The sequence below is a fragment of the Embleya sp. NPDC008237 genome (assembly GCF_042956465.1).
In the GTDB taxonomy this organism is placed as follows: domain Bacteria; phylum Actinomycetota; class Actinomycetes; order Streptomycetales; family Streptomycetaceae; genus Embleya.
On sequence record NZ_JBIBGL010000013.1, the window covers coordinates 200,556 to 225,936 of the forward strand.

Consider the following 25,381-nt stretch of genomic DNA (forward strand, 5'->3'; position numbering starts at 1 on the left):
TGTTCGAGTGATCTCGGCTCGCCGCCGGGTGGGCATCACCCCACGAGCAGGCCCACCAGCCGTGCGGTGAGTTCGTCCGCTCGGGCGCCCATCACCCGGAACGATTCGAGCGGTTCGCCCATCGGGTCGTCGAGTTCGTCGGCCGGCCGGGCCAGCCGGTTCGCCGGTCGCAGGGCGTCGACCCCGGCCACCCAGTCGGCGAGCGGCAGTTCGCCGCGCGGGCCGAAACGCTCGCCCAGTCGCACGAGTTCGCCGAGCAGAAAGGTGCGGGGCAGGGCGTCGGCGGCGAGTGCGTCGACCGCCCAGTGGTGTTCGCGTGACATGCCGATCACCAGGTCGGCCGCGCGCAGCAGGTCGGCGGAGAGTTTGCGGCTGCGGTGCGGGCCCGGGTCGATGCCGTACTCGTGCAGCACCAGCGCGCTGTTGTCCGCCATCGGCCGGGCGTTCCAGTCGATGGTGCCCGCGGAGGAGACCTCGGCGGGCAGCGCCGATGCGGCCAGCCGATGGCGCAACATCGCCTCGACCAGGGGGGAGCGGCAGATGTTCCCGCTGCAGACGACCAGTACCGATGCGCTCACGCTGCGGATTTTACGGGTGGGGCGGTCGTCGGCCGCCGGCCGGCCCGGGTGCGGATCCCGAACGGGGGTGACGGGTGATCAGTAGGCTGAGCCGTCTGTGGAGGACCGGAACGGCGCAGTGAAATGGGGCGAGGGGTTGTTCGGGATCATCCGGCCGTGCCGGCACCGACTGTCGGAGAAGCTGCAGAGCGAGTGGATGGCGCACCTGTGCGGCATGTGTCTCGCGCTGCGGGACGACCACGGACAGGCGGCTCGGGTCGCCACCAACTACGACGGGCTGATCATCTCGGTCCTGGTCGAGGCGCAGTCCGCCCGCCCCACGGCGGACGGCCGGCGCAAGGCAGGCCCGTGCCCGCTGCGCGCGATGCGCCGGGCCGACGTCGCGATGGGCGAGGGCGCCCGGTTGGCCGGCGCGGTGTCGCTGGTGCTCGCGTCGGCGAAGATGCGCGACCACATCGACGACGGCGACGGCGTGTACAAGCGGCGTGCGGTTGCCGGTGGCGCGCGCCGAGTCGCCGAGCGCTGGGCCCGCCAAGGCGCGGACGCCGCGCTGGAGGTCGGCTTCGACACGGCCGTGATGGTCGAGGCGGTGGATCGGCAGGTCGAGGTCGAGGCGCTGGCCGGACCGGGTGTGTCCGTGCTGACCGTGACCGAACCCACCGAGACCGCGACCGGCGCCGCGTTCGCGCATACCGCGGTGCTGGCCGAACGCCCGGACAACGCCGAGTCGTTGGCTGAGGCGGGTCGGTTGTTCGGGCGGCTCGCGCACCTGCTCGACGCGGTCGAGGACATCCACGCCGACCGGGCGGCCGGGGCCTGGAATCCGCTGCTCGCCACCGGGACCGGGCCGGACGAGGCGCACCGGTTGTGCCGCGATGCCGCGACCGGGATCAAACTCGCGCTGGCCGAGGTCGAGTTCGTCGACGGCGTGCTCGTGCACCGGTTGCTCGTGCACGAGATCGACGAGGCGATCGACCGGTCCTTCCGGCACGCGGGCTTTCCGGTCGAGTCGCCGTCCTGCTCGGTCGGCGGCAAACACGGCAACGGTTGTGCCAAGCACGGCGAGCGGCCCGAACGGCGCCTGGCCGCGCGGCCGGAGGGCTCGTGGCCGAACCAGCAGCCGCCCTACCCGCAGCCGCCGAACCAGCAACCGCCCGGCAACCCCCACGACCCGAACAGCCCGTGGGGCCCGCCCGGCGGGCCGACCCCGCCGCCTCCGCCGCCCGGTGGGCACAACGTGTTCGTCGCGTGCGCGATCTGGGCCGGGCTGTGCTGCACGTGCCAGTGGTGCTGCCGGGAGTCGTTCGAGGACCCGTGCACCGGTCAGCAGCGGCAGGGCTGTTGCCACAAGTGCGACTGCGGGGACTGCTGCGACGGTTGCGACTGCTGTGGCAACTGTTGTGAATGCGGGGAATGTTGTTCGTGCGACTGCTCCTGCTGAAAGCACCCGTATCCCCCTGAAAGGCGCAGAACTTTCCCGAACTGGCATTCGACGGTAAAAACGCCCAACCGTAACGTCTTGGCAAAGCATCTTCGGTCCGATTGACCCTGCTTTCGCCGCCCAACCACGATCAGCGATGACCGGGTGTCGTGCCATCGGCACCCGGCGTCACCGATCTCGGGCCGGTTCGCCGGCCCGATGCCGTGTGCCTCCCGGGGCGCGCGGCAGACGGGAGGGGGCCGGTCATGCACGACACGACGCACACGGCACACGCGACACGTCCATTGCCCCGGATCGCCGAACTGCCCGGCAGCACACCGCTGCGCGCCGGGCAGTCGGTACCGGACCCGGTGCCGCGCGACCGGGTCACCCTGGTCGTGCCGGCCCGCAACGAGGCGCGCAACCTGCCCTGGGTGCTCCAACAGATACCCGAAGGCGTCGACGAGGTCCTGCTGATCGACGGCGACTCCACCGACGCCACCTCGCTGATCACTCGCCGCTACCTGCCGGCCGCCCGGGTCATCCCGCAATCCGCCCCCGGCAAGGGCAGCGCGCTGCGGACCGGATTCCGGCACGCCACCGGCGACATCATCGTCACCATCGACGCCGACGGCAGCATGTCGCCGCAGGAGATCCCGCACTACGTGCACTTCCTGACCAACGGCTACGACTTCGTCAAGGGCTCCCGGTTCGTCGGCGGCGGCGGATCGCTCGACCTGACCACGCTGCGCAGCATGGGCAACCACGCGCTGATGGCACTGGTGAGCCGGCTCTACCGCTACCGGCTCACCGATCTGTGCTACGGCTTCTGCGCGTTCCGCCGATGCTTCCTCGACCACCTCGACCTGCGCTCGACCGGCTTCGAGATCGAGGCCGAGATGATCGTCCGCGCGCTCCGCGCCGGGCTGCGCATCGCCGAGGTGCCCAGCCTCGAACTCCCGCGCCGCAGCGGTCGATCCAACCTCAACGCAGTGCGCGACGGCCACCGGGTACTGCGCACCGTGCTGCGCGAGCACGGCGGCGGCGTGCGGGCGATCCGGACAGGGGAGGACGGTTGACCCCGCGACCCGACCCGGACCCGAACCCGACGCCGCTGATCCCCAGGCAGCGCCCGGCCGAGCACACCGACCCGACGTCGAGCCCGGACCCGGACGCCGAGCCGCCCCCGGTGTTCATCCCACGCCCGGCCGCGCCGAGTCGCTCGGCCGCCGACCCCGAACCCGGCGCCCGGCTGGAAGCCGAACCCGCGGCCGACCGGCTCGACCCCGAGCCCGCCGCCGACCCGCTCGACCCCGACCCCGACCCGCCCGACCTGGTGCACGTGCGCGTGCTCGACCTGACCGCCGCCGGCGCCGCCCGGCTGACCACCCCCGACGGCCGGCCGGCGAAGTGCCCCACCGGCGCCGTACTCGTCCTGGTCCGGCACAACGGCACCCCCGTGGGCCTGCTCGACCCGGCATCGTACGGCGCCGACCCGGACCGGCTCGTCGCCGCTGCCGGCACCCGGTTCGGCGCTCCCGCCCCGCCCGACCACGGCCCCGAACCGCCCGGACGCCGGGAAACCCCGCGGGTGAGCGTGATCGTGGCGACCCGGGAGCGCCCCCAACTGCTCGCCGCCTGCCTGCACACCCTGTTGTGGCAGACCTATCCCGACATCGAACTGATCGTGGTGGACAACGCGCCCACCACCAACCGCACCGCGAGCGTGGTCCGCGGCGGCTGCGCCGGCCTGGTCCGCTACGTCCGCGAACCCCGCGCCGGCCTGGCGCTCGCGCACAACCGGGGCATCGCCGCCGCCACCGGCGAACTGCTCGCCTTCACCGACGACGACGTCCTGGCCGACCCCGGCTGGGTCGCCGGGCTGGTCGCCGGCTTCGCCCGGGCGGGCCGGCCCGCGTGTGTCACCGGGCTGATCCTGCCCGCCGAACTGCGCACCCCCGCGCAGTTGATGCTGTATCGGCACGGGGGCTTCGCCAAGGGATTCGAGCCCGTGCTGTACGACGCCGAGGCGCCGCCGGCGGACCCGCTGTTCCCGTTCACCGCCGGCCGCTTCGGCTCGGGCGCGAACATGGCCTTTCGTGCCGACGTACTGCGCGCGATGGGCGGCTTCGACCCGGCGACCGGAGTCGGCACGCCCGCGCGCGGCGGCGACGACCTGCTCGCGTTCTTTCGCACCATCGTGCGCGGCCACCGGATCGGCTACGAACCCGGTGCGCTGATCTGGCACCGGCATCGCGCCGATCGCGCCGCGGTGGCACACCAGGTCCGCGGCTACGGCACCGGACTGGGCGCCTACCTGACCGCCGCCGTGCTGCGCGAGCCGCGCACCCTCGGCGCGCTCGCCCGCCGCGTGCCCGGCGGCATCCGCCACGCCCTGGCCCGCACCCGCGCACCCGGCCGGACCGAAGTCCCCTGGCCCGCCCGCCTGGCCGGGCTCGAACGTCGTGCGCTGGCCGCCGGCCCACTCGCCTACCTGCACGCACGCGTGCGCATGCACGGCGTGCAAACGCCCTGGGAGCAACCGGAGCAGGCCCGGTGACGCAGGCTCAGCTCCGCCGGCCGAGCCGGCTCGGGGTGGATCCGCTGCTGCGCAACGGCCATGTGCTGACCGTCGGCTCGCTGGTCACCTCGGCATTCGGCGCCGGCTACTGGGCACTTGCCACCCGCTGGTACGGCGACGCGACGGTGGGCCGCAGCCACGCCGCCGTGTCCGCGCTGATGCTGCTCTCCGGACTGGGCCAACTCGGCCTGGGCAATGTGCTCGTGCGCTTCCTGCCGCAGGCCGGGCAGGATCGGCGCGGGCTGATCCTGGCCGCCTACACCGCCGCGTGCGGCGCCACGCTGGTCGCGGTGCTCGGCTTCCTGGCGCTGATCCCGGTGTGCGCGCCGGGCCTGGGATTCCTGCGCGAACCGGCGGCCGGCTGCTGCTTCACGGCCACCACCGTGGCGTACGCGCTCTTCGCGCTCCAGGACGGCGCGCTCACCGGACTGCGCCGCCCGGGGCTGGTGGTGGGCAAGAACAGCGGCTTCGCGTTCGCCAAGATCGTCTTCGTCGCCGCGCTCGCCGCACTCGTGCCCACGCTCGGGATCCTGATGTCCTGGACGCTCGCCCTGCTCGCGACCCTGGTCGTGGTGGACGCGTGGGTGTTCGCCCGGCTGCTCCCGGGCCGCGGCCCCGCGCCCGCCCGGGGCGGCACCGGCTTCCTGCCCGGCTGTTCCGTCCTGCGCTACGCCGGCGCCGACTACCTCGGCACGCTGTGCTGGCTGGCCGCGACCACGCTGCCGCCGATCATCGTGCTGGAGCACGCCGGTGCCCGGGAGAGCGCCTACTTCTCGCTCGCCTGGGTGGTGGCCAACACGCTCTACCTGATCAGCCTCAACATGGGTGCGTCGCTGCTGGTCGAGGCGGCCGGCGGGGGCGTCGGACTCGCCGCGGCCTGCCGCCGGGTACTCCGCCACACCGGAGCACTGCTCGTACTCGCGATCACCGCTCTCGTCGCCGGCGCGCCGCTGGTCCTGCGCGTGTTCGGTCCCGGCTATGCCCGCAACGGCTCGACCCTGCTGCGACTCCTGGCCCTGTCCGCCCTGCCGCACCTGGTGGTCGCGACCGCGATCAGCGCATGCCGCGTGCTCGGCCGGATGCGCGTGGTCGTCGCCATCCAGGCCGCGCTCGCGACGGCCGTACTGACCCTGACCGTCGTCCTGCTGCCCGTGCTCGGCGTGCTCGGCGCCGGCGTCGCGTGGCTCGGCGCGCAGACCGCGACCGCGCTCGCGCTGCTGACCGCCCGCCGGGTCTGGCTGCCCACCGCCGCCCCCGGGAGGCCCGCATGACGGAGACTCCACCGCACACCAGACGTCTGGCCTGGGTCGCCATCCGGGCCGAGGAGGCCGCCGTCCGACGGGCCCGGGCGGCGGCGATCCGGCGGGCCGTGCCACCGGCGGCGCACACAGCGCCCCGACCCACCCTGACCGTGATCGTCTGCGCCTACACGATGGACCGCTGGGACGACCTGAGCGCGGCCCTCGCCTCGATCCGGGCCCAGGACGAACCACCGGCCCAGACCATCCTGGTCGCCGACCACTGCCACGAACTCGCCGCCCGCGCGGCCCGCGAGTTCACCGACATCACCGTGCTGCGCAACCGCGGCCGGCGCGGTCTCTCCGGCGCCCGCAACACCGGCGTCGAGGGTGCCCGCGGCGACATCGTGGCCTTCCTCGACGACGACGCGGTGGCCGAACCCGACTGGACCATGCGCCTGCTCGACGGCTACACCGACCCGAACGTGCTCGGCGTCGGCGGCCGGATCCGGCCGAACTGGGACACCGGGCGCCCGGCCTGGTTCCCGGCCGAGTTCGACTGGGTGGTCGGCTGCACCTACCGGGGCATGCCCGAACACGCCGCGCCGGTACGCAATCTGATCGGCGCCAACATGTCCTTCCGGCGCGGCGTGCTGCTCGACGTCGGCGGCTTCCGCACCGACCTGGGCCGGGTCGGCACCCGCCCGCTGGGCTGCGAGGAGACCGAGCTGTGCATCCGGGCGGCGGCCCGGCACCGCGGCGGCACACTCGGCTACGAACCCGCCGCCGTGGTCCGCCACCGGGTCCCGGCCGCGCGCACCACGTGGCGCTACTTCCGGGCCCGCTGCTGGGCCGAGGGCCTGTCCAAGGCCGCGGTCAGCCGGTACACCGGCACCGACACCGCGCTCGCATCCGAGCGTTCCTACCTGGCCTCGACGATCCCGCGGGCCCTGGTCCGGCCGTTCGCGCCGGACGCCGCACCGTCCAAGGCCACCATCCCCGCCCTGGTCCTGGGCGTGCTCACCACCGCGCTCGGCTACGCGACCGGCCGGCTGCGCGGCCTGGGCAACGACCGGCCGACGACCGCCGCGGCCCTCGCCTTCCGCGCGTTCGGGCTGCTCGCGCTGCCGGTCGCGGTGCTGCTGTGGGTGCTCGCGATGCGCATGCCGGTCGGGGTGGAACACATGGGCGGCCTGGGCCTGCTGGACGTGCTGCCGGTCCTGTACTGGTGCGCACTGGGCCTGCTCACCGCGGGCTTCGCCGCGACCCTGCTCGACCGCGCCGCCCGGGCGCCCCGATACGCCTTCCACACCGCCGCGTTGGTGACCATGCTGCATGCGACACCCGCGGTGCTGTACGAGCATCTGCGCTACGCGTGGGCGTGGAAGCACGTCGAGGTGGTCGACCAGTTCCTGCGCACTGGGGAAACCCTGCCGCACGCGGGAGAGTTGGCGCCCTATCACCAGTGGCCGGGCTTCTTCGCCGCCGCCGCAGCGGTGGTCCGCGGCAGCGGCGGGCACGACGCGCTGGCCATGGCGACCTGGTCGCCGCTCGCCTTCGACCTGCTGCTGATCGGCCCGCTGGTCCTGCTCTATCGCACCCTCACCCGCAACCGGCGGATCGTCTGGGCGGCGGTGTGGATCTACTTCGGCACCGCCTGGGTCGGCCAGGACTACTTCGCACCGCAGACCTTCGCGTTCGTGCTCTACGTGAGCATCCTGGCACTGGTCCTGGACCGCGACCGCCGTCCGCTCGGCACGCTCGCCCTGTGCACGCCGCTCGTGCTCGCGGTGGTGACGGCGCATCAGCTCACCCCGCTGATGCTCGTGGTCGCCTTCGGCACGCTGGCCTGCTCGCGTGTGCATCGCCGGATCGCGCTGCCCCTGTTCGCGCTGACCGCGGTCGCCGTCCTGGTCTGGGATCTGACCGTGGCCCGGCCCTTCGTCTTCGAGCAATTCGGCGCCTCCTGGTCCCAGTTCGGCGACTTCGAGGCGAACGCGCATGCCGGGATGGTCGATCTGGGCAGCGCCGAGCCCGGGCAGGTGCTGGTCGCCCGGGTGGATCGGGCGCTGACCGCCGGTGTGGTGCTGCTGGCCGCCGCCGCGCTGATCCGCCGACCGCGGTTGCGTCGCTCGCCTGCCACACTGCTCGCGATCGCCCCGCTGCCGTTGCTCGCGGCCGGCGCGTACGGCGGCGAGATCATCTTCCGCGTCTACCTCTTCGCACTCCCGGCGGTCGCGTTCCTGATCGCCTCGTGGCTGGTGCCGCCGTTCGGCGACCGGGGCCGCCCGCGCCCGCGCGCGGTGCTGCTGCCGGTGGTGTTCGCGCTGCTGCTCACCGGGTTCGTGTTCGGCTACTACGGCAAGGAGCGGCAGAACCACTTCGACGACGGCGAGCTCGCCGCCCGGCGGTGGCTGGCCACGGTGTCCGCCCCCGGCGATCTGATCGTCGCGGCCACCAACAACTTCCCCGGCGCCTACGCCGACTACGAGCGACAACAGCACCGCTGGTTCGCGATGGAGACGCCGACCCTGCGCGAGGACGTCGTGCGCGACCCGGTCGCCGGACTCACCGCGCTGGCCGACGAATACGCCGGCAGCACCGCGTACCTGTTCCTGACCGCCGGTCAGCGGGCCGAGTGCGAACAGACCGGGCTGCTGCCCGCCGGTGCGCTGGAACGGATGGATCGCACGCTTTCGGCGGCTCCGCGCTTCACCCTGCTCCTGCGGGATCGGGACGCGGTGATCTACCGGATCGACCCGCGCACCGAGCGGATCGGGTCGGCGCCGCCACAGGCCGCCCCGATCCGGGATGCCCCGATCCGGATCACCCCGGCCCGAAGCGGGCCCCGGCGGTGACCGGTGCGATCCGCGCGGCGCTGCCCGCCGCGGCCGGCTGGCTCGCGTTCGGCGCGTCGACACTGCCCGCCGGACAGCCGCTGCGAGGGCTCGTGGTGGTCGCCTTCCTGGCGGTCGGACCCGGCTACGCGATCGCCGGGGACGCCGGCACGGCGCTCGCGACGGCGGTGACCTCGATTGCCGGCAGCGCCGCGCTGTGCGCGCTGACCGCGCAGGCGTACCTGCTCGCCGGCGCCTTCTCCGGCCCCCGCGTGCTCGGCACGCTCGCGGCCCTGACCACCACCGCGGCGCTGATCCGCACCGTCGCGCACACGTACGCCTCGCGAAGGGAAATGCGATGAGATCCGAGACCGCGGTTCCGGTGCTGCTGTACCACTCGGTGCGCGACGACCCGCCGCCGTGGATCGCCCCGTTCACGGTCGGCCCGGCCGAGTTCGGCCGGCAACTGGACCGGGTCCTGGCCAGCGGCCGCGTTCCGGTCGACCTGGAGCGCTTCACCGAGGCCCTGCACGGCGGACGTGATCTGCCCCGACACAGCGTGCTGATCACCTTCGACGACGGCTACGCCGACTTCGCCCGGTACGCGCTGCCCCGACTGGTCGAGCGGAATCTGCCCGCGACGCTCTACGTCACCACCGACGCGCTGTGGCCCACCCGGCGGCCCGCGCTGCCGCCCGCCGCGATGCTGACCTGGGACGGCCTGCGCCGGATCGCCGACGCGCCGGGGCTGACCATCGGCGCACACGGCTGTACACACCGCGAGTTGGACACCCTGCCGGTCGAGCTGATGCACCGCGAGATCACCGACTCGCGCGAGCGGCTGGAAGCCGAACTGGAGCGCCCGGTCACCTCGTTCGCCTATCCGTTCGGCTACAACAACGCGGCCGTGCGGGAGGCGGTGCGGCATGCCGGCTATCGCACCGCCATGGCCGTGCGCGACGCGCACAGCTCACGCGAGGACGACCCGTGGCGGATCTCCCGCCTGCTCGTGCGCGCGGACACCGACGCACGCCGCCTGGACGCCTGGCTGGCCGGCGCCGGCACCCGGGTCGCGCCGTTTCGCGACGGGCTGCCCACGCTGGCCTGGCGGGCCTGGCGGCGGACCCGGGCGCGCCGGCGCGGACACCCCGATCCCTGGCCGGGACACCGCGATCCGGTGGCGGGCCGGACCCGGTGACCCGGTGACCGACCCGTCGCCGGTGGGCCCGCCCTCAGGGCGCCGCCCACACCCGCACCGACCGGATCCGCAGCTCGGCCTCGTGCACGTGTTCCGGCACCGGGTCCGGGTAACCCATCGCAAGCGTGAACAGCACCTCCATCGGCTCGTTCGGGATGCGGTCCGGATCGCTCACCGTGAACACCCGCTCGCCGTCGATCGACCAGGTCAGGTGATCCGCCGCCCAGTCGAGTGCGAAGTGGTGGAACCGGTCCGACCAGTCGCGCGCCGGCGACTCGTGCACCCACGCCTGCGCACGGCCGTTCGCATCGCGCCAGTGCACCGTGGACCGGGCCCGATCGTCCGCGCCGATCAACTCGACCACGTCCAGCTCGGGCGGCGTGTACCGGGAGGCGGGCATCAGCCAGAAGGCCGGAAACGCGTTCGGCACGCGCGGCATCAGCAACTCGGCCTCGACCCGACCGTACGTGAAGGTGAACCGCGGCCGGCCCGACCAACTCGGCCGCCCGGTCGACAACATGCCCGACGCCCACGGGTACACGAGGTGGTCCGAGCCGCGCGTGGGTCGGCGCAGCGCGCTCAGGATCGCCTGGCCCCCGCGCACCCGGACCTGCTCGGGCCGGTACCACTGCTGCTCGCGGTTGCCCGCGTTGGTGCAGCCGTCCACGTTCCAGTCGTAGCAGGTCACCCAGCGCCCGGCGGCCAACGTCGAACCGGCGAAGTCGTCGGCGAACAACAGCCGCGGCCCGCCGGGCGGCCCGATCCCGCAGGCCGCGAGCAGCACGAGCGGCAGGACCGGCGCCACCGCCCGTCGCGGCACGGCCGGCAGCGCCGCAACCGCGCGGCGGAGCACGGCCCTCGGCACCGCCATCGCGCGTCGCAGTCGCCCGGGCGCCGTCATCGCCCGCCCTCAGCGCCCGTACCGACGCACGGCCGCCGCGAGCGCCCGAACCGCGGCCGCCGCGGCGGGCAGCGGGTCGTCCCAGGCCAGCCAGGCGCTCTCCAGGCCGCCGCGGACCGGCGGGTATCCGGGTGGACGAGCCGCGCCCGTCCGGCCCCGGTAGCCGAGCAGGGCCGCCACGTCCAGGTGCTCGGCGACGTAGCGCCGGCCCTCGCGCTGGGCGCCCGTCGGGATCGCCCGACCGGTCAGGTCCAGATGCAGCGCGCGCACCACGTCCAGCCCGCGCTCGGTCTCGAACATGCGGAACTGGGCGCCCACCCGCGGATTGAAGTCGACCAGCTTGTACCGGCCGTCGCGCAGATCCAGCCGCCAGTCCAGATCGGCCGGCCCGCGATAGCCGATCGCCCGACACAACCGGGCCGACCGGCGCGCCAGCCCCGGGTTGGCCAACGCGCGTGCGTACGTGGTCACTCCCGCGTGCGGCGGCCAGGACCGGAGCTTGAGACCGGTGAACACCGGCGCGCATCGGCCGTCGGGCGCGGCGTACAGGTGCACGATCCAGTCCTGTGCCACCGCACGCGGCACGTACGCCTGCAACAACACCGCGCGTGGGGTGCCGACCAGGGCGAGCAGGGCGCGTTCGTCGGGCACGAGCGTGGTGCCGGCCACCACCGGGGCGCGCAGTCGATCCCACGGCGCGAGGTTCTTGACCACGACCGGGTATCCCAACTCCCGTGCGTGGTGCACGAGTCCGCCCCGGTCCGCCGGGAACCGGGTGTCCGGCGCGGGCACCCCGTGGGCCAGGCAGCGCCGGTAGAGACCGCGCTTGCCGGCCAGTCCCGCGGGCAGGTCCGGATCGACCTTCGGCAGCAGGAAGCACTCGGCCAGCCGGTCCTGCGCGCCGGCGGCCAGCAGGGCCGCCTCGTCGTCGGTGGGCACCAGCACCGCGCGGGCGGGCAGGCGACGACCGATCCGCAACAACCGATCCAGCAGCGTGGCCGGGTCCTCCAGACCCGTGGTGGGCCAGACGTGTCGCCGACGCAGATGCCGGGAGAGCGCGGTCGGGGTGTACGCGTCCTCGACCACCGCATGCACCGCGACACCCGCCCGGCCGAGCGAGCGCACCGCGCCGACCGAGCCCTGATGCAGCGGATAGCGGCCGACCTTGAACAGCAGCGCCGGCACCGAACGATCCAGCTCGACTGCTCGCCCACCCATGTCGTTGCCTCCCCGTCCGGACCTTTCTAGCAGCGCGACCCGACTTTTCACCGGATAAGCCAACAATTCGTGCCGAATACCCGAAGGACGCACACCATGACCGTCGCCATCGTCGGAGCCGGCCCCTACGGCCTCTCGCTTGCCGCCCACCTGCGCCAACTCGGGGTGACCACCCGGGTGTTCGGCGAGCCCATGGAGAGCTGGCGACGCCATATGCCGGTCGGCATGCTGCTCAAATCCCGGCCGGACGCATCCTCGATCGCCGCACCGAGGCCGGGATTCGACCTGGCCTGCTACCAACGCGCGCGGGACGAACGGCCGCTGACGGGCGATCAGCCGGTGCCCCGGGAGACGTTCGCGGCCTACGGCCGCTGGTACGCCGACCGACTGGTGCCGGGTGTGGAACGGGTGCGGATCATCGGGGTGGAACCGGCCGGACACGGCTTCGCGCTCGGCCGCGAGGACGGCGCCGAGGTCGAGGTCGACGCGGTCGTGCTGGCCACCGGACTGGCCGCGCACCGCTACGTGCCGCCCGTGCTGGAACACCTGGGCGCCGACCTGGTCTCGCACTCCGCCGAGCACCCGGACCTGGCCGAACTCGGCGCGGACCGGGACATCGTGGTGATCGGTTCGGGGCAATCCGCGCTGGAGAGCGCGGCGTTGCTGCACGAGGGCGGCGCCGCGCGGGTGCGCGTGTTCGGCCGGGCCGAGCGGGTGCGCTTCGCCGCGCGGCCCGAGCCGGGCCGGGCCCGGCGACTCACCCCGGACTCGCCGCTGGGCGCCGGGTGGTCGGTCGCCGCCGCCGCGCGCGGACCGGCCGCCTTCCGGCTGCTGCCCGCGTGTGTGCGGGTCGACCTGGCCCGGCGCATCCTCGGCCCCTCGGCCGCGTGGTGGTTGCGGGATCGGTTGGACGGGCGGGTCCCGGTGCGGGACGCGCAGACGATCACCTGGGCCTGCCGCGAGCCGGACGGACGGGCCCGGATGTTGCTCCGGGATCGGACCGGGTACCAGCGCGAGGTGCACACGGACCACGTGCTGGCGGCGACCGGCTACCGGGTCGACCTGGCCGCGCTCGGCTTCCTCGCGCCGCACGTGCGGCGGCGGATCGCCACGGTCGGCGGACTGCCCGCGCTGGACGCGGCCTTCGAGACGACCGTGCCGGGCCTGTACGTCACCGGCCCGCCGGCCGCGGCGACCTTCGGCCCGGTGGTCCGCTTCGTACACGGCACCGGCTTCGCCTCCCGCCGGCTGGCAGCCGTCCTCGCAGCCCGCTTCTAGGGCCGGCGAGCCATCGAGAACGGGCTTGGCACAGGCGACCTCGAGCGCCGGACGCCCCGATCCGGCCCGTCCGGCACTCGAGGACACCCGAATCCGCAGCCCGCAGGCCCCGACCGAGCAAAAATCCGGCCCGTCCGGCGCTTGAGGACAACCCCCGGCCGCCGGGTCAGCGCGAGTGTGGCTCCAGCCGGATCACGATCGACTTCGAGGTCGGCGTGTTGCTTTCGTCCGCCGTGCTGTCCAGCGGCACCAGCACGTTGGTCTCCGGGAAGTAGGCCGCGCAGCAGCCCACCGCGGTGTCGTAGGACACCACCTTGAACGACGGCGCCCGGCGCTCGGTGCCGTCGCTCCACTCGCCGACCAGGTCGACCAGCGAGCCGTCCGCGATGCCGAGTGCGGCCAGGTCGGCCGGGTTCACGAAGACCACCCGGCGGCCCTGCTTGATCCCGCGATAACGGTCGTCCAGGCCGTAGATCGTGGTGTTGTACTGGTCGTGCGAGCGAACCGTCTGCAGGATCAGCCGCCCCTCGGGCACCCGCAGCACCACGAGGTCGTTGCGGGAGAAGTTCGCCTTGCCGGTCGTGGTCGGGAACGTCCGCGCGTCGCGCGGCCCGTGCGGCAGGACGAAGCCGCCGGGCTCGCGCACCCGCCGATTGAAGTCGGTGAAGCCCGGGATCACCCGCTCGATGCGATCCCGGATCAGGTCGTAGTCGCGCGCGAAGTCGCGCCAGGGCACCGACACCCGATTGCCCCGCCCCTGATCACCCAGCACCCGCTCGGCGAGCCCGCAGACGATCGCCACCTCGGAGCGCAGGTGCGGCGAGGCCGGCGGCAGCTTGCCGCGCGACATGTGCACCGCGCTCATCGAGTCCTCGACGGTGACGAACTGGTCCCGCTCGGTGCGACCGAGCGTGGGCAGGATCAGCGCCCGCCGGCCGGTGACCGCATGCGAACGATTGAGCTTGGTGGAGACCTGCACGGTCAGCCGGGTGGCCCGCAACGCGGCCTCGGTCGCGGCGGTGTCCGGGGTCGCCGAGACGAAGTTGCCGCCCAGCGCGACGAACACCTCGACCCGGCCGTCGCGCATCGCCCGGATCGCGTCCACCACGTCGTGCCCGTGCTCGCGCGGCGGGGCGAAGCCGAACTCCTTCTCCAACGCGTCCAGGAACGCCGCCGAGGGCTTCTCATAGATGCCCATCGTCCGGTCGCCCTGCACGTTGCTGTGCCCGCGCACCGGGCACACCCCGGCGCCCGGCCGCCCGACGTTGCCGCGCAGGAGCAGGAAGTTGACCACCTCGCGGATGGTCGGCACCGAGTTCTTGTGCTGGGTCAGGCCCATCGCCCAACACACCACGATCCGCCGCGAGTCGAGCACCCGCCGATGGATGCGCTCGATCTGCTCGCGCGGGAGCCCGGTCGCCTCCAGTACGTCGGCCCACGGCGTGGTCCGCACGTCCTCCGCGAACTCCTCGAAGCCGTGCGCGTATTCGTCGATGAACGCACGATCGAGCACGGTGCCCGGCGCGGCGTCCTCGGCTTCGAGCAGCAGCCGGTTCAGCGCCCGGAACAGCGCCAGGTCGCCGTTCAGCCGGATCTGCGCGAACTCGTCGGTCAACGTGGTGCCCGAGCCGAGCATGCCGGAGACCTTCTGCGGATTCTTGAACCGCAGCAGGCCGGCCTCGGGCAACGGGTTGACCGCCACGATCGAGGCGCCCGCCTGCTTGGCCTTCTCCAGCGCGGACAACATCCGCGGGTGGTTGGTGCCCGGGTTCTGGCCCACCACGAAGATCAGGTCGGCCTGATACAGGTCCTCCAGCGACACGCTGCCCTTGCCGACCCCGAGCGTCTGGGTCAGCGCCGAGCCACTCGACTCGTGACACATGTTGGAGCAGTCCGGCAGGTTGTTCGTGCCGAACGCGCGCACGAACAACTGGTACACGAACGCGGCCTCGTTGCCGGTGCGGCCGGACGTGTAGAACGCCGCCCGATCCGGCGAGTCCAGCGCCGTCAACTCCTCGGCGACCACCCCGAACGCGTCCTCCCACGAGATCGGCGCATAGTGCGTGGCGCCCTCGGCGAGGTACATCGGCTCGGTCAGCCGGCCCTGCTGGCCCAGCCAGTAGTCCGACTTCTCGGCCAATTCGGCGACCGGGTGCGCGGCGAAGAAGTCCGCGCCCACCCGGCGCACGGTGGCCTCCTCGGCGACCGCCTTCGCGCCGTTCTCGCAGAACTCGGCGATGCTGCGATGGTCCGGCTCCGGCCACGCGCACCCGGGGCAGTCGAAGCCCTGCTTCTGGTTGACCTGAACCAGCGTCAGCAGGCTGCGCTTGACCCCCATCTGGCGGCCGGCATGGCGCAGCGACCAGGCGACGGCCGGCAGTCCGGCCGCGTACTCCTTGGGCGGGCCGACCACGAGGCCCTCGTCGCCGACGTCGTCCACGGGCGGCTTGCTGACCATGCGGGCGCTCCTGCTGCTGTTCGAACCGGTCGCTCGGACGCGACCCTGGTGCCCCGTACGTTACGCCCCCACGGTCGGATGTCCGCAGCTCAGCAGCCCTGGAGCAACCGCGGACCCTGGGCGATCTCGTCCAGACTCTCGGTGTGCAGCCGCTGCGGGGCGACGCCCAACTCGCCGGTCAGCCGGTGTGCGGTGGCCCGAACCATCGCCGCCGACCCGCTGACGAACACGTCGTGGTCGTGCCAGTGGCCGTACCGGGCCAGCACGTCGGGCAGTGCGCCCCGATCACCGGCGAACGAATGGTCGTGGGTGACGGCCGGGATCACGTTGAGCCACGGGTACACCTCCGCCATCGCGGACAGCGCGTTCAGGTCGTACAGGTCCACCCCGTACTTCGCGCCGATGAACACGTGCGCCCGATTGGCCAACTGTCGCTGCGCCATGTGCTGGACCAGCGCCTTGATCGGCGCCAGACCGGTCCCGGAGGCGACGCACAACGTGCGGCGCAGCGTCTCGCCGCGCAGCACCAGGCCGCCGCGCGCGGGCCCGAGCCGGATGTGGTCGCCGACCCGGGCACGGTGCACCAGCGCGTTGCTCACCCAACCCGCAGGCACCGCGCGCACGTGCAGTTCGAGCCGGCCGTCCACGCGCGGGGCGTTGGCGATCGAGTAGTGCCGCCACACCCTCGGCCACCACGGGGTCTCCACCGTGACGTGCTGGCCGGGGTGATAGGGCAGCGGGTGATCCGGCTGCACGGTGATCACCGCGATGTCCCGCCCGCGCGGCTCGTGGCCGGTGATCACCGCGTCCCACCAGGGCGGGGCCTCCTCGGCGTCGTCGGCGGCGGCCTCGATCATCACCGCCGCCGCCCAGGTGTACACCTCCAGCCAGGCGGCCTGGAGTTCGGGCGTCCAGCGGGCGCCCAGGTAGCGGGCCAGTGCGCCGATCAGCGCGGAGCCGACCGCGTCGTAGTGCTCGTCGAATACGCCGTACTTGCGGTGGTCCCGGCCCAACTGGCGCAGGAAGCGGCGCAGCTCGTGCGGTTCGTCGCTGCCCGAGCCCAGTCGCAGCAGCGCGGCGAGCAGTCGGTCGCGCTGGAGATCCATGGCCGGCGGGAACAGCTCGCGCAGGTCGGGCCGGCGCAGGAACAGCAGGGCGTAGAAGTGCGAGACCAGATCGTGCGCGGCGGGAGCGACGGCGGTGAGGCTGCCGCGGAGCAGATCGGCCCGGGAGGGATCGGGGCTTCCGGACATGACGGACCGCATCCTCGTGTGCTCGGAGAGCGACTCGACGGCGGGACATGTACTGCCGAATCCGGAAACCGCCGGTCACCCGAAGGGGAAGTGACCCGACGGTAGGCGGCGGTGCGATCGCGGAGGGTGGGTAATGCGGGAAGCCCGCCGCGGTGCACCGCGGCGGGCTTACGCTTGAGGATTTCTTGCGCCGTGTGGGGGACAAGGGGCGGGCGGTCACCCATCCGGGATCAGAGCTGGGCGTCCTTGTCGAACGTGGCACCGATCACGGCGTCCGCGCGGCATCGCCGACTTGCCCCGCGAGCACGGCGGGGATCCGGCCTGCCGGGTCCTTGAGCTCGTCGACGTCCTTCGGCGCGGTCGAGTACGCCTGGAGCTTCCGATGGAGGTCGATGCCCGCGCTCGGGTGGGCCGACGTGCCATCCTCCGGTGTCACCTGCTCTGCTGACGCCTGTGGGTCGTCGTGCCACGACGGCGCGGTGCGGCTCCTCCGATCGGCGGGATGTGGATCCTGCCCAAACCCTGGGACGCGTGCCGGTCCGCCTCGGTCGGGAGATCCGTCAAGCCGGCGACACGCCGAACTCGCGGGCCACGATCGTGTTCGCCGCGGCCGCCGCGGCCAGTGGGTCGGCGCCGGCCAAGGTCTGCTTGGAAAGCTCGGTCAGCGGGCGCTCGGACCAGCCGGGGGCGACCGGAAACGCCCGCCCGCCCACCGGCAGCGCGGCGATCGAGGCCGGGATCATCGGATTGTCCGGCGGCACCGCCCGGTCCAGGCCGGTGCGCACCGGGACCAGTCGGCCGTCGGTCGCGATCCGTGAGCGCCAGCGCTCGGTGGCGATCAGCGCGAGCAGGTCCATCGCGGCCTCCTTGAACAGGCTGCCGGCGGACACCGCGAGCACCGTGCCGCGCACGCCGACGGCGGCCGGTTTGCCGCCCGTCCGGCCCGGGATCGGGAACGCGCCCAGCACCGCGCGCAGCGCCGGGTTGCTCGCCACCACCGCGTCGTACAGCGTCGAGTCGGCGATCGCGGACGCGACGTTGCCCTTGGCCACCCGGGTGACGATCGACGGGTCGTCGTTGGCCACGCCGATCGCGTCCGGCGCGTAGGACTGCAGGTGACGGAAGAACCTGGCCCCCTCGACCGAGCCGGGCAGATCGAGCGTGCCGCGCCACGCGTCGCCCTCCTGGACCGCGATCGTGCCGTCGTCCTCCCACACGCACGAGGCCAGGATCGGCCACGCGCCGCCGGGTACGTACAGCGCGCGGTAGTCGGGGTTGCTCGCGTTGGCCAGGCGCAACTTCTCCAGGTCCGCGACCCAGGTCACCCGGTCGGTGGGCACGCCCACCTGGGCGGCCTGGAAAAGCCCCCGGTCGTACAGCACCACCGGCACGTTGGCGGCCAGCGGCAGCGCCATGATCCGACCGGCGGAGGTGACCGAGGCGCGCACGGCGGGGAACCAGGTGTTGGTGTCGAAGCGGCTCTGATGCGGCGTCAGGTCCATGATCAGGTCGGCCGCCTTGAACCGGGCCACGGCCGACAGGTCCAACTCGAACACGTCCGGCCCGCGCCCCGCGCGCAACGCCTGTTCCAGGGCCTGGGTGTAGCCGGCCCTGGACTGGAGTCGGCTGCCCAGCCGGATCCCGGCACCGCGCTTCCCGAACTCCAGGCCCAGATCGCCGAGCAGCGCGGTGGGCACCAGGTTCTCGGTGGTCCACACGGTCAGTTCCTGCACCGAGGAGGGCGTGCTCGGGCCGGCCGAGGCGACCGGCGTCGGCGGCGGCACGGGCGGCTTCGGCGCGGCCTTGGGCGAGTCGCCGCCTCGGCTCAGCGCCCAGGCCGCCAGCGCGCCGCCGAGCACCGCGGCGCCGGCCGCGACCGCCAGGAAGCCGCGGCGGGGCTTGGCCCGGGTACCGGACCGGTGGGCGCGGGAGGGGGCGTCCGTCCGGGCGGACGGCGCGGCGGCCTCGGGCGCGACCGGCGGCTCCGCCGGGGTCGCGGCCTCGGCCGGGACCGGCGCCGGAGTCGGTATCGGGGCGGGTTCGGCGTCGGCCGCGGGTGTGGGCGCGCTGCCGGGCGGCGGGGCGGGTACGGTGCCCGGCGCGTACGGCTCGCTGCCGGGCATCGGCTCGGGCGGCTCCCACGGGTTGGCCACCCGTTCGGCCACCCACGCGGCGCCGGCCGCGGGCAGCCAGGTCGGCCCGGGGGTGCCGGCCGCGACCCGCACCACCTCCTCCGGTGCGGGCCGGAGGGCGGGGTCCTTGACCAGGCATGCGGCGATCAGGGTGCGCAACGACGCGGGTACGTCGCCGAGTTCGGGATCACCCTCGGCGACTCGATCGGCGACCGAACCGGCCGCGCCGCCCCGGTCGAACGGGCCCGCGCCGGTCGCGGCGAAGGCGAGCACGGACCCGAGCGAGAACACGTCGCTCGGCGGACCCACCGTCAGATCCCGGACCTGCTCCGGCGAACGGAAACCGGGGGAGTCGAGCACGGTGCCGATCACCACGCCGTCGGCGGTCACCGACGAGCCGGCCGACCCGTGTGCGATCCCCAGCCCGGGCAACCACGGCCCGTCCGGGCCGAGCAGCACCGAACTCGGGTCCAGGCGGCCGTGGTGCAGCCCGAGGGCGTGCAACCGACCCAGGGCGGCGGCGAGTTCACCGGCGAGTACGCGCAGCGAGTGGCCGGGCAGCGGGCCGTGCCGGCGCACCGTCTCCGCCAGAGTCGGGCCCGGGACGTGCGTGGTGGCGTACCAGAGCTGGCGCCCGGTGGTGTCGGCGTCCAGGATCACCGCCGTGCCCAGGCCGGGCAACCGCCGCGCGGCGTCCACCTCTTCGCCGAAACGGGCCCGGAAGGCGGGATCGCGCCCGAGGTCGGCCCGGATCACCCGCACGACGACGGGTGTGTCGTCGGGCGCGGCCCCCAGATAGGTCCGAGCCGTGGTCCCTTCGCCGAGCCGGCCCACCAGTCGGTAGGCGCCAACGCTCGAAGGGTCCTCGTCGTGCAGCGGCCGCATGGCAGAAACTCCGTTTCGCTCACCGGTGTGAACGGTGCCGAAGTCTGCCATGAAGCGGCCCGCGATCCGGCCACCCGTTCGGCCGCCCGCCATCCGAGCCCGTCATATCGGTGGAGGCCGGGCATCGCACCACCGGCGCGCGCCCCCGACCCCCGAGATCCGCCGGCCCCGGGCGTGTCCTCGATCCGCGCCGCGGTGCCCGGCGGGGGATCGAGGACACGCCCCCGGTGCCGGGCACCGGGAACCGGTGAACGATTCCGGCCGCGGCCCCACCAGGATCCGGGCGCGGCACTAGCGAGCCCGCGGCAGCCCCAATCGATGCTCGGCGATGTTGTTGCGCTGGATCTCGCTGGTGCCGCCGTAGATCGTGGTCACCGGAGCGTCCCGGGCGGCATGGTCGACGAACCACGCGTCCCCGGGCTCGCCGAGCAGGCCTTCGGGCCCGGCCATGTCCAGGCACGCCTCGGCGGCGCGGTTGTACGCCTCGCTCGCGAACAATTTCGCGATCGAGCCCTCGGTCGTCGGCAACCCGCCCGCGCTCGCGATCAGCGCCGGGCGCAGGGCCAGCAGCCCGGTGATCTCGTTGTCGATCGCGATTCGGGCCAGCCGCTTGCGCACCGAGGTGTCGTCCATCGCCCCGGTCTCGGCCGCCCACCGGGTGAACCGCCGCAGCAGCGACACACCCTGGTTCATGTTGCCGAACACGCCGCGCTCGTACGCCAGCGCCACCTTCATCACGCCCCACCCGCCGTCGATCTCGCCCAGCCGCCAGCGGTCGGGCACCCGGACGTCGGTGAAGTAGGTGATGTTGGTACGGTCTCCGCCCATCGTCTCGACCGGCTGGAAGGAGATGCCCGGCAGATCCATCGGCACCAGGAACATGGTCAGTCCGCGATGCTTGGCCACGTCCGGGTCGGTGCGGGTCAACAGGATCACGTAACCGGCCTCGTGCACGAGCGTGGTGAACATCTTCTGCCCGTTCACCAGCCACACCGGCTCGTCCTCGGGATGGCCCAGGACGCGCTCCGCGCGGGTGGCCGCCGCGGCCACGTCCGAGCCCGATCCCGGCTCGCTGTAGCCGAGCGCCGCGATCGCCTCGCCGCGGTGGAACCGGGGCAACACCTCGGCCAGATGGAACGCGCTGCCGATCTGTTCGACGATGCCCGCCACCAGCATCGTGTTGGCCAGCCCGAAGAACGGTGCGTCGGCCAGCCCGAGTTCGTCGAACAGGACGTACAACTCCAACGGATCGCGGCCGGTGCTGCGCCCGGGGCCGGCCATGCCCTCGGCGATCACCCCGGTCGCGGCGAGCGCGCGATGGAACTCCCAGTCGTGGAACGTGCCGGTGCGCCGGGCCCGCTCGACCATGTCCTCGGTCAGGTGCTCGGCGACGAACGCCCGGATCCAGCGCCGGAACTCCTCCACCGATTCCTTCGGTCGAAAGTCCATCAGATGCTCCCCACGGGTCCGAAGAGGTCGTCGGCCAACCGCTGGTACTCCTCGTCCGGGTCGCCCAGGACCAGCGGCCAACCCCGCGCACGGCGGAAGTAGAGCTGGATGTCGTATTCCAGGGTCACCCCGTATCCGCCGTGGAAGTGCACCGCGCGATACGTCGTGGTGCGGGCCACCTCGCTCGCGGCCAGGAACGCCATCACCGCGAGCCGGCCGGCCTCCGCGGGATCGCCCTCGTCGGCGCACCACGCGGCCCGGGCGGCCAGCAGTCGGATCCCGTCCACCGGCCCGACCAGGTCGGCCAGCCCCTGCTGGATCGCCTGGAACGCGCCGATCGGCTTGCCGAACTGCTCGCGCTCCAGCGTGTACGCCACCGCCAGCTCCAACGCCCGCTCGGCCAGTCCGGCCAGTGTGGCCGCCGTATACAACTGCCACTCGCGGCGCAGGATCGCGAAACGCCGTGCCGCTTCGTCCCCGCGGGCCAGTACCACCCGACCGCCGCGGTCGTCGCGCACGTACCGGTCGGCGAGCGGCGCGCACGCGTGGTTGACCGGTGCGGTCGTCGGCGGTTCGCCGCGCACGGCGACCAGTTCGTCCTCGTCCAGGGCCACCACGACGTGCGCGACCGCGCCGCCGGGCACCAGGCGGGCCAGTCCGTCCACGGTCGGCCGCAGTGCGGGCGCCGCGATCAACGTGCCCTCGGCCGCCTCCGCGCCCCACGGTGTGTCGACCAGCAGCGGGGACGCGGCCAGGTGCCCGCTCAGCGGCACGGGCGCCAGGACCCGGCCGGCCTCGTGCAGCAGCAGAATCAGATCAGAGTGGCCGGCTCCACCACCGCCGGCCCGTTCGGGCAGCGCCATGCCGGGCGCGCCCATCGCGGCCAGTCGCCGCCACAGGTCCGCCGCGAATCCGAGCGGCTCGGCCGCGCGGACCACGGAAATGGGGCATCGGTCCGCGAAGAACTCCGAAAAGGCGGTTCGTACCGCCTTTTGATCTTCCGTCGGTTCAAGATCCACCGGCGACCTCCGTTCACACCTCGCCGCTCGCAACGAGCCGGCCGGCGCAAACGTAGCCCCTGGCGGTGGCGTGATCCATGGCATCGCCCGCCCGGGCGGGCGATGTGCCGGAGATCTCGATCCCATGACATTACTTGCCAGTAGCTGACTGGCGGGTTGCTCTTTGCGAGGATCGGCTGCCCGAGTGACAAACAACGAGAACAGGTGCTTTCCGCCGTGCGGGTCCGGGGCGATCGAGCCGATCACCCATACGATCCGAGGAATAACGGAAAGCGAAGGGAGAACCCGCTGTGCGTGCATACCGCCACGTGGCGCTGGTGCTGATCGCCCTGCTGGGTGCGGCCCTGATCATCTTCCCGCTGGCCGCCGGCCTGCCGAAGAAGACGCAGGCTGTCGACGATCTGACCAACGACTTCCGCCCAGCCTTCACCCCGGCCGCGATCGCGCAGAGCCGGACCGATCTCATCACGATGAACGAGATGCTCGCGCAGCTCCAGGCGGAGACGCTGCCGGGCCTGGCGAAGCAGGCCGGGATCGAGACGCCGGCGCTGATCAACCTGATGGGCGTGACCGCACCCGAGGTGGGCAAGGGGCTCAAGGAACTGCCCACGATCATGCCCCGGTTCAACAAGCTCGCGGGCACCATGGAGACGCAGGCCGGCAACTTCCGTCAGGCCGACGACATCCCGACGGCGGACGCACCCAACACCGCGGTCACCTATCTCTATCTGGTGCCGGGGATCGTGTTGCTCGTGGTCGGCGCGGGCGGCCTGCTGTTCTCCCTGATCGGCAACCGGGTCGTGCTGAGCACGGTGTGCCTGTCGCTGGCGGCGGTGGTCGGTCTGGGCATGGTGATCGGCGTCTTCGCCACCGGGGTGATCGGCAAGACCAAGGCGTCCGAGAAGATGTTCACCGCGTTCCGGCCCACCTTCACCGACGCCGGATACCAGCAGGCGCACAACGACCTGGACACGCTGGGCAAGATGGCGGCCGGGATGAAGACCAAGTCGCTCCCGTCGATGGCCGCGCTGCTGCGCAAGCCCCTCCCGCAGTTCACCGCCGAACTGTCCACGCAGTACCCCAAGGTCGGCAAGGGCCTGGTCGAGACGGACCGCATCCTGGTCAAGTTCAACGCCCTCGTGGAGAACATCGGCGCGAACATCGACACCTTCAAGGACGCGGACAGCATTCCGGACGAGGACACCGAGGTCTCGGTCATGCCGTGGCTGCTGTTCGGTCCCGGTCTGGCGGTCTTCCTGCTCGCCGGTGCGGCCCTGGTGATCCAATTCACAGGTCGTCGGAACGACTCGCCCGACCCGGCTCGGGAGGCCCCCAGGGAGCCGTCGGGCGCCTCGGCCTGAGTGCTCGATCGGGCACGGTCGGGAGTCGGGCGACCACCGTGTGCGTAGCTTGTCCGGATTATTCCCGAGGTATGGCCAAAAGAAGGAAAAGCCCGGTTCCCTGATATGTCCGGGAACCGGGCGGAAAGCAACCCTTGGTCGATCGAAATGCACGTGCATCGGCGCGGTGCAGACGCAGAAATCGTCGATGCACGTGCATCCGGTCTTGCAGTTGGGGTCGGCATCCTCATAATGAAGTGTGTGCATGTGCACGCGCATGTGCATGGACGCTCTGTGAGGCGAGTCCTCTGGCGGCGTTCCCAACAGGCCGGGGACCAGTACCCGCTCGGAGGCACGGATGACCGTCGCGAGTCCCGCAGGGTTCCGGACGTCGACGTTTCAGTGGATGGAGCCTCTGGCCGGGGATATGGGCCCAACATCCGATATCGCGATACAAGCCCTCGCCGCCCGCCGCGAGTCGGTCAAGGCCGCTCGGGACTTCACCCAGTCGGTGCTCGCCGGTTGGGGTGCGGCGTGCCTGGAGGACGACCTCGCACTGGTCGTGTCCGAGCTGGTCACCAACGCGCTGTGTCACGGCCTCGGCGCCGGCCGCGACGATGCGGGCGATGTCGCGCACAACATCCAACTCGCGCTCCTGCGCAAGGGTGAGCGCGTGATGTGTGCGGTTCAGGATCCCGGCGAGAGCCTCCCGGAGACCCAGGCCGGCGGCGAGGACGAGGAATCCGGTCGAGGCCTGTATCTGGTCGGCTGCTTCAGCGACTCGTGGGGCTGGTTCCCGCTCGACGGGATGGGCCGACGCACCGGAAAGGTCGTCTGGGCGATGTTCGAGATACCGGCCTGACAAACACGTTCCGCAATGCATGGAACGCATGGCGTTGCGGTGTTCGCGTTGCAGCTTTGCGGAGAGTTCTAATTCACATTCGGTAGCGGCAACCGAATCCGGTGCCGACCGAATCCGGCGGTATCCGGTGCAGCGGTATTCGAGTTAGGGCCACGAAGCGTTTACCCGTCGATCCTTCGACGGGTTTTCTGCATTCTTACGCCCGTTTCGTCCCCCACTGCTTAAGCAGCTTTTACGCTTCCTTTGAAACCTTGAGGAATGCATGAGCCCTCCCGTGTGAGTGAAGTCGGGCTGCGCTATCATCACCGTTGTACGCTGCATATGCATGGTCAGATGCACGTGCATGCGTAAGTCGGACCGGTTCTGGAAGAAATTGCGACGGACCGGGACGAAGGAACGACACGTGCCGCAACCGGGGGGCGGGCGACCGCCGTCGGGTCGCTCGGCGAGAGGTCCAGGAGAAGCGTCATGCAGGCAACGCACAACGGGGTATCGGCGACCGCGCTCGACGGGGTCACCTGGCAGAAGAGTCGCCGTAGCAACTCGCAAGGCAATTGCGTCGAAATGGCGGCGTTGCCGGACGGCGACGTCGCGGTCCGCAATTCGCGCCACCCCGACGGGCCGGCGTTGATCTATACGCGCGCCGAGATCGAGGCGCTCATCCTCGGGGTCAAGGACGGGGACTTCGACAACCTGCTCGCGTGAAAGCCCGCCCGGGACGCTCCGCCCGGGTG

At 72.5% G+C, this 25,381-nt stretch carries 20 protein-coding genes; 11 read left to right on the forward strand and 9 right to left on the reverse strand.

Annotated features, from left to right (window positions below; translation table 11 throughout):
- Positions 1 to 35: 35 nt before the first annotated feature.
- Positions 36 to 578 carry a low molecular weight phosphatase family protein gene (locus ACFZBU_RS31100; protein ID WP_391587022.1) on the reverse strand — a complete coding sequence of 181 codons (543 nt, stop codon included), beginning with the start codon at positions 576 to 578 and terminating at the stop codon, positions 36 to 38.
- Positions 579 to 696: 118 nt separating this feature from the next.
- On the opposite strand from ACFZBU_RS31100, the gene ACFZBU_RS31105 reads away from it, so the two are divergent.
- From ACFZBU_RS31105 to ACFZBU_RS31135, 7 genes are all read left to right on the forward strand, one after another.
- Positions 697 to 2,019: a DUF5685 family protein gene (locus ACFZBU_RS31105; RefSeq protein WP_391587023.1), complete on the forward strand. Its 1,323-nt coding sequence runs from the start codon at positions 697 to 699 to the stop codon at positions 2,017 to 2,019.
- 245 nt (positions 2,020 to 2,264) lie between these two features.
- Entirely contained in the window at positions 2,265 to 3,077 is an 813-nt protein-coding gene (locus ACFZBU_RS31110; RefSeq protein ID WP_391587024.1) for a glycosyltransferase family 2 protein, read from the forward strand.
- The gene (locus tag ACFZBU_RS31115; protein WP_391587025.1) at positions 3,074 to 4,558 is read left to right on the forward strand and encodes a glycosyltransferase; all 1,485 of its coding nucleotides are present in this window, start codon (positions 3,074 to 3,076) and stop codon (positions 4,556 to 4,558) included. Before ACFZBU_RS31110 ends, ACFZBU_RS31115 begins: the two co-directional genes overlap by 4 nt.
- Positions 4,555 to 5,850 (forward strand): hypothetical protein, encoded by a 1,296-nt coding sequence (locus tag ACFZBU_RS31120; RefSeq protein WP_391587026.1) that lies wholly within the window; start codon positions 4,555 to 4,557, stop codon positions 5,848 to 5,850. Before ACFZBU_RS31115 ends, ACFZBU_RS31120 begins: the two co-directional genes overlap by 4 nt.
- Positions 5,847 to 8,675 carry a glycosyltransferase family 2 protein gene (locus ACFZBU_RS31125; RefSeq protein WP_391587027.1) on the forward strand — a complete coding sequence of 943 codons (2,829 nt, stop codon included), beginning with the start codon at positions 5,847 to 5,849 and terminating at the stop codon, positions 8,673 to 8,675. Before ACFZBU_RS31120 ends, ACFZBU_RS31125 begins: the two co-directional genes overlap by 4 nt.
- Entirely contained in the window at positions 8,672 to 9,016 is a 345-nt protein-coding gene (locus ACFZBU_RS31130; RefSeq protein ID WP_391587028.1) for a hypothetical protein, read from the forward strand. Before ACFZBU_RS31125 ends, ACFZBU_RS31130 begins: the two co-directional genes overlap by 4 nt.
- Positions 9,013 to 9,852: a polysaccharide deacetylase family protein gene (locus tag ACFZBU_RS31135; protein WP_391587029.1), complete on the forward strand. Its 840-nt coding sequence runs from the start codon at positions 9,013 to 9,015 to the stop codon at positions 9,850 to 9,852. The genes ACFZBU_RS31130 and ACFZBU_RS31135 overlap by 4 nt, the downstream gene beginning before the upstream one ends.
- A gap of 34 nt (positions 9,853 to 9,886) precedes the next feature.
- Here ACFZBU_RS31135 and ACFZBU_RS31140 read toward each other — a convergent pair whose 3' ends face one another.
- Together ACFZBU_RS31140 and ACFZBU_RS31145 are read right to left on the reverse strand one after the other, a co-directional pair.
- Positions 9,887 to 10,753: a family 16 glycosylhydrolase gene (locus ACFZBU_RS31140; protein WP_391587030.1), complete on the reverse strand. Its 867-nt coding sequence runs from the start codon at positions 10,751 to 10,753 to the stop codon at positions 9,887 to 9,889.
- Between the two features lie 9 nt (positions 10,754 to 10,762).
- Positions 10,763 to 11,971: an ATP-grasp domain-containing protein gene (locus tag ACFZBU_RS31145; RefSeq protein ID WP_391587031.1), complete on the reverse strand. Its 1,209-nt coding sequence runs from the start codon at positions 11,969 to 11,971 to the stop codon at positions 10,763 to 10,765.
- A gap of 96 nt (positions 11,972 to 12,067) precedes the next feature.
- Between ACFZBU_RS31145 and ACFZBU_RS31150 the strand changes: the two genes are divergently transcribed.
- Positions 12,068 to 13,249 (forward strand): FAD-dependent oxidoreductase, encoded by a 1,182-nt coding sequence (locus ACFZBU_RS31150; protein WP_391587032.1) that lies wholly within the window; start codon positions 12,068 to 12,070, stop codon positions 13,247 to 13,249.
- Between the two features lie 166 nt (positions 13,250 to 13,415).
- On the opposite strand, the gene ACFZBU_RS31155 is transcribed toward ACFZBU_RS31150, so the two are convergent.
- The 6 genes from ACFZBU_RS31155 to ACFZBU_RS31180 all read right to left on the reverse strand — a co-directional run bounded on the left by ACFZBU_RS31155 (position 13,416) and on the right by ACFZBU_RS31180 (position 22,445).
- The gene (locus tag ACFZBU_RS31155) at positions 13,416 to 15,707 is read right to left on the reverse strand and encodes an FdhF/YdeP family oxidoreductase (RefSeq protein WP_391587033.1); all 2,292 of its coding nucleotides are present in this window, start codon (positions 15,705 to 15,707) and stop codon (positions 13,416 to 13,418) included.
- Positions 15,708 to 15,796: 89 nt separating this feature from the next.
- Positions 15,797 to 16,960, reverse strand: coding sequence for an FAD-binding oxidoreductase (locus tag ACFZBU_RS31160; RefSeq protein ID WP_391587034.1), 1,164 nt, complete (start codon positions 16,958 to 16,960; stop codon positions 15,797 to 15,799).
- A gap of 265 nt (positions 16,961 to 17,225) precedes the next feature.
- Positions 17,226 to 17,396 carry a hypothetical protein gene (locus ACFZBU_RS31165; protein WP_391587035.1) on the reverse strand — a complete coding sequence of 57 codons (171 nt, stop codon included), beginning with the start codon at positions 17,394 to 17,396 and terminating at the stop codon, positions 17,226 to 17,228.
- A 124-nt stretch (positions 17,397 to 17,520) separates the two neighbouring features.
- Positions 17,521 to 19,977: a serine/threonine-protein kinase gene (locus ACFZBU_RS31170; protein WP_391587036.1), complete on the reverse strand. Its 2,457-nt coding sequence runs from the start codon at positions 19,975 to 19,977 to the stop codon at positions 17,521 to 17,523.
- Positions 19,978 to 20,268: 291 nt separating this feature from the next.
- Positions 20,269 to 21,426, reverse strand: coding sequence for an acyl-CoA dehydrogenase family protein (locus tag ACFZBU_RS31175; protein ID WP_391587037.1), 1,158 nt, complete (start codon positions 21,424 to 21,426; stop codon positions 20,269 to 20,271).
- A complete protein-coding gene (locus ACFZBU_RS31180; RefSeq protein WP_391587038.1) occupies positions 21,426 to 22,445 on the reverse strand; it encodes an acyl-CoA dehydrogenase family protein in 1,020 nt (339 codons plus the stop codon). Before ACFZBU_RS31180 ends, ACFZBU_RS31175 begins: the two co-directional genes overlap by 1 nt.
- Positions 22,446 to 22,735: 290 nt before the next feature.
- Here ACFZBU_RS31180 and ACFZBU_RS31185 point away from each other — a divergent pair, with 290 nt between their 5' ends.
- The 3 genes from ACFZBU_RS31185 (at position 22,736) to ACFZBU_RS31195 (ending at position 25,352) form a co-directional block, all read left to right on the forward strand.
- The gene (locus tag ACFZBU_RS31185) at positions 22,736 to 23,806 is read left to right on the forward strand and encodes a hypothetical protein (protein ID WP_391587039.1); all 1,071 of its coding nucleotides are present in this window, start codon (positions 22,736 to 22,738) and stop codon (positions 23,804 to 23,806) included.
- 406 nt (positions 23,807 to 24,212) lie between these two features.
- Positions 24,213 to 24,647, forward strand: a complete 435-nt coding sequence (locus ACFZBU_RS31190; RefSeq protein ID WP_391587040.1) for an ATP-binding protein — start codon at positions 24,213 to 24,215, stop codon at positions 24,645 to 24,647.
- A 468-nt stretch (positions 24,648 to 25,115) separates the two neighbouring features.
- Positions 25,116 to 25,352 (forward strand): DUF397 domain-containing protein, encoded by a 237-nt coding sequence (locus tag ACFZBU_RS31195; RefSeq protein WP_020554482.1) that lies wholly within the window; start codon positions 25,116 to 25,118, stop codon positions 25,350 to 25,352.
- The last annotated feature ends 29 nt before the right edge of the window (positions 25,353 to 25,381 follow it).

What these genes read in the sequence shown, in the direction of transcription:
- ACFZBU_RS31155 (WP_391587033.1), bottom strand. Translation starts at nt 15,707, where the DNA reads ATGGTCAGCAAGCCGCCCGTGGACGACGTCGGCGACGAGGGCCTCGTG.
- ACFZBU_RS31160 (WP_391587034.1), bottom strand. Translation starts at nt 16,960, where the DNA reads ATGTCCGGAAGCCCCGATCCCTCCCGGGCCGATCTGCTCCGCGGCAGC.
- ACFZBU_RS31125 (WP_391587027.1), top strand. Translation starts at nt 5,847, where the DNA reads ATGACGGAGACTCCACCGCACACCAGACGTCTGGCCTGGGTCGCCATC.
- ACFZBU_RS31110 (WP_391587024.1), top strand. Translation starts at nt 2,265, where the DNA reads ATGCACGACACGACGCACACGGCACACGCGACACGTCCATTGCCCCGG.
- ACFZBU_RS31175 (WP_391587037.1), bottom strand. Translation starts at nt 21,426, where the DNA reads ATGGACTTTCGACCGAAGGAATCGGTGGAGGAGTTCCGGCGCTGGATC.
- ACFZBU_RS31140 (WP_391587030.1), bottom strand. Translation starts at nt 10,753, where the DNA reads ATGACGGCGCCCGGGCGACTGCGACGCGCGATGGCGGTGCCGAGGGCC.
- ACFZBU_RS31145 (WP_391587031.1), bottom strand. Translation starts at nt 11,971, where the DNA reads ATGGGTGGGCGAGCAGTCGAGCTGGATCGTTCGGTGCCGGCGCTGCTG.
- ACFZBU_RS31195 (WP_020554482.1), top strand. Translation starts at nt 25,116, where the DNA reads ATGCAGGCAACGCACAACGGGGTATCGGCGACCGCGCTCGACGGGGTC.
- ACFZBU_RS31135 (WP_391587029.1), top strand. Translation starts at nt 9,013, where the DNA reads ATGAGATCCGAGACCGCGGTTCCGGTGCTGCTGTACCACTCGGTGCGC.
- ACFZBU_RS31150 (WP_391587032.1), top strand. Translation starts at nt 12,068, where the DNA reads ATGACCGTCGCCATCGTCGGAGCCGGCCCCTACGGCCTCTCGCTTGCC.
- ACFZBU_RS31170 (WP_391587036.1), bottom strand. Translation starts at nt 19,977, where the DNA reads ATGCGGCCGCTGCACGACGAGGACCCTTCGAGCGTTGGCGCCTACCGA.
- ACFZBU_RS31190 (WP_391587040.1), top strand. Translation starts at nt 24,213, where the DNA reads ATGGGCCCAACATCCGATATCGCGATACAAGCCCTCGCCGCCCGCCGC.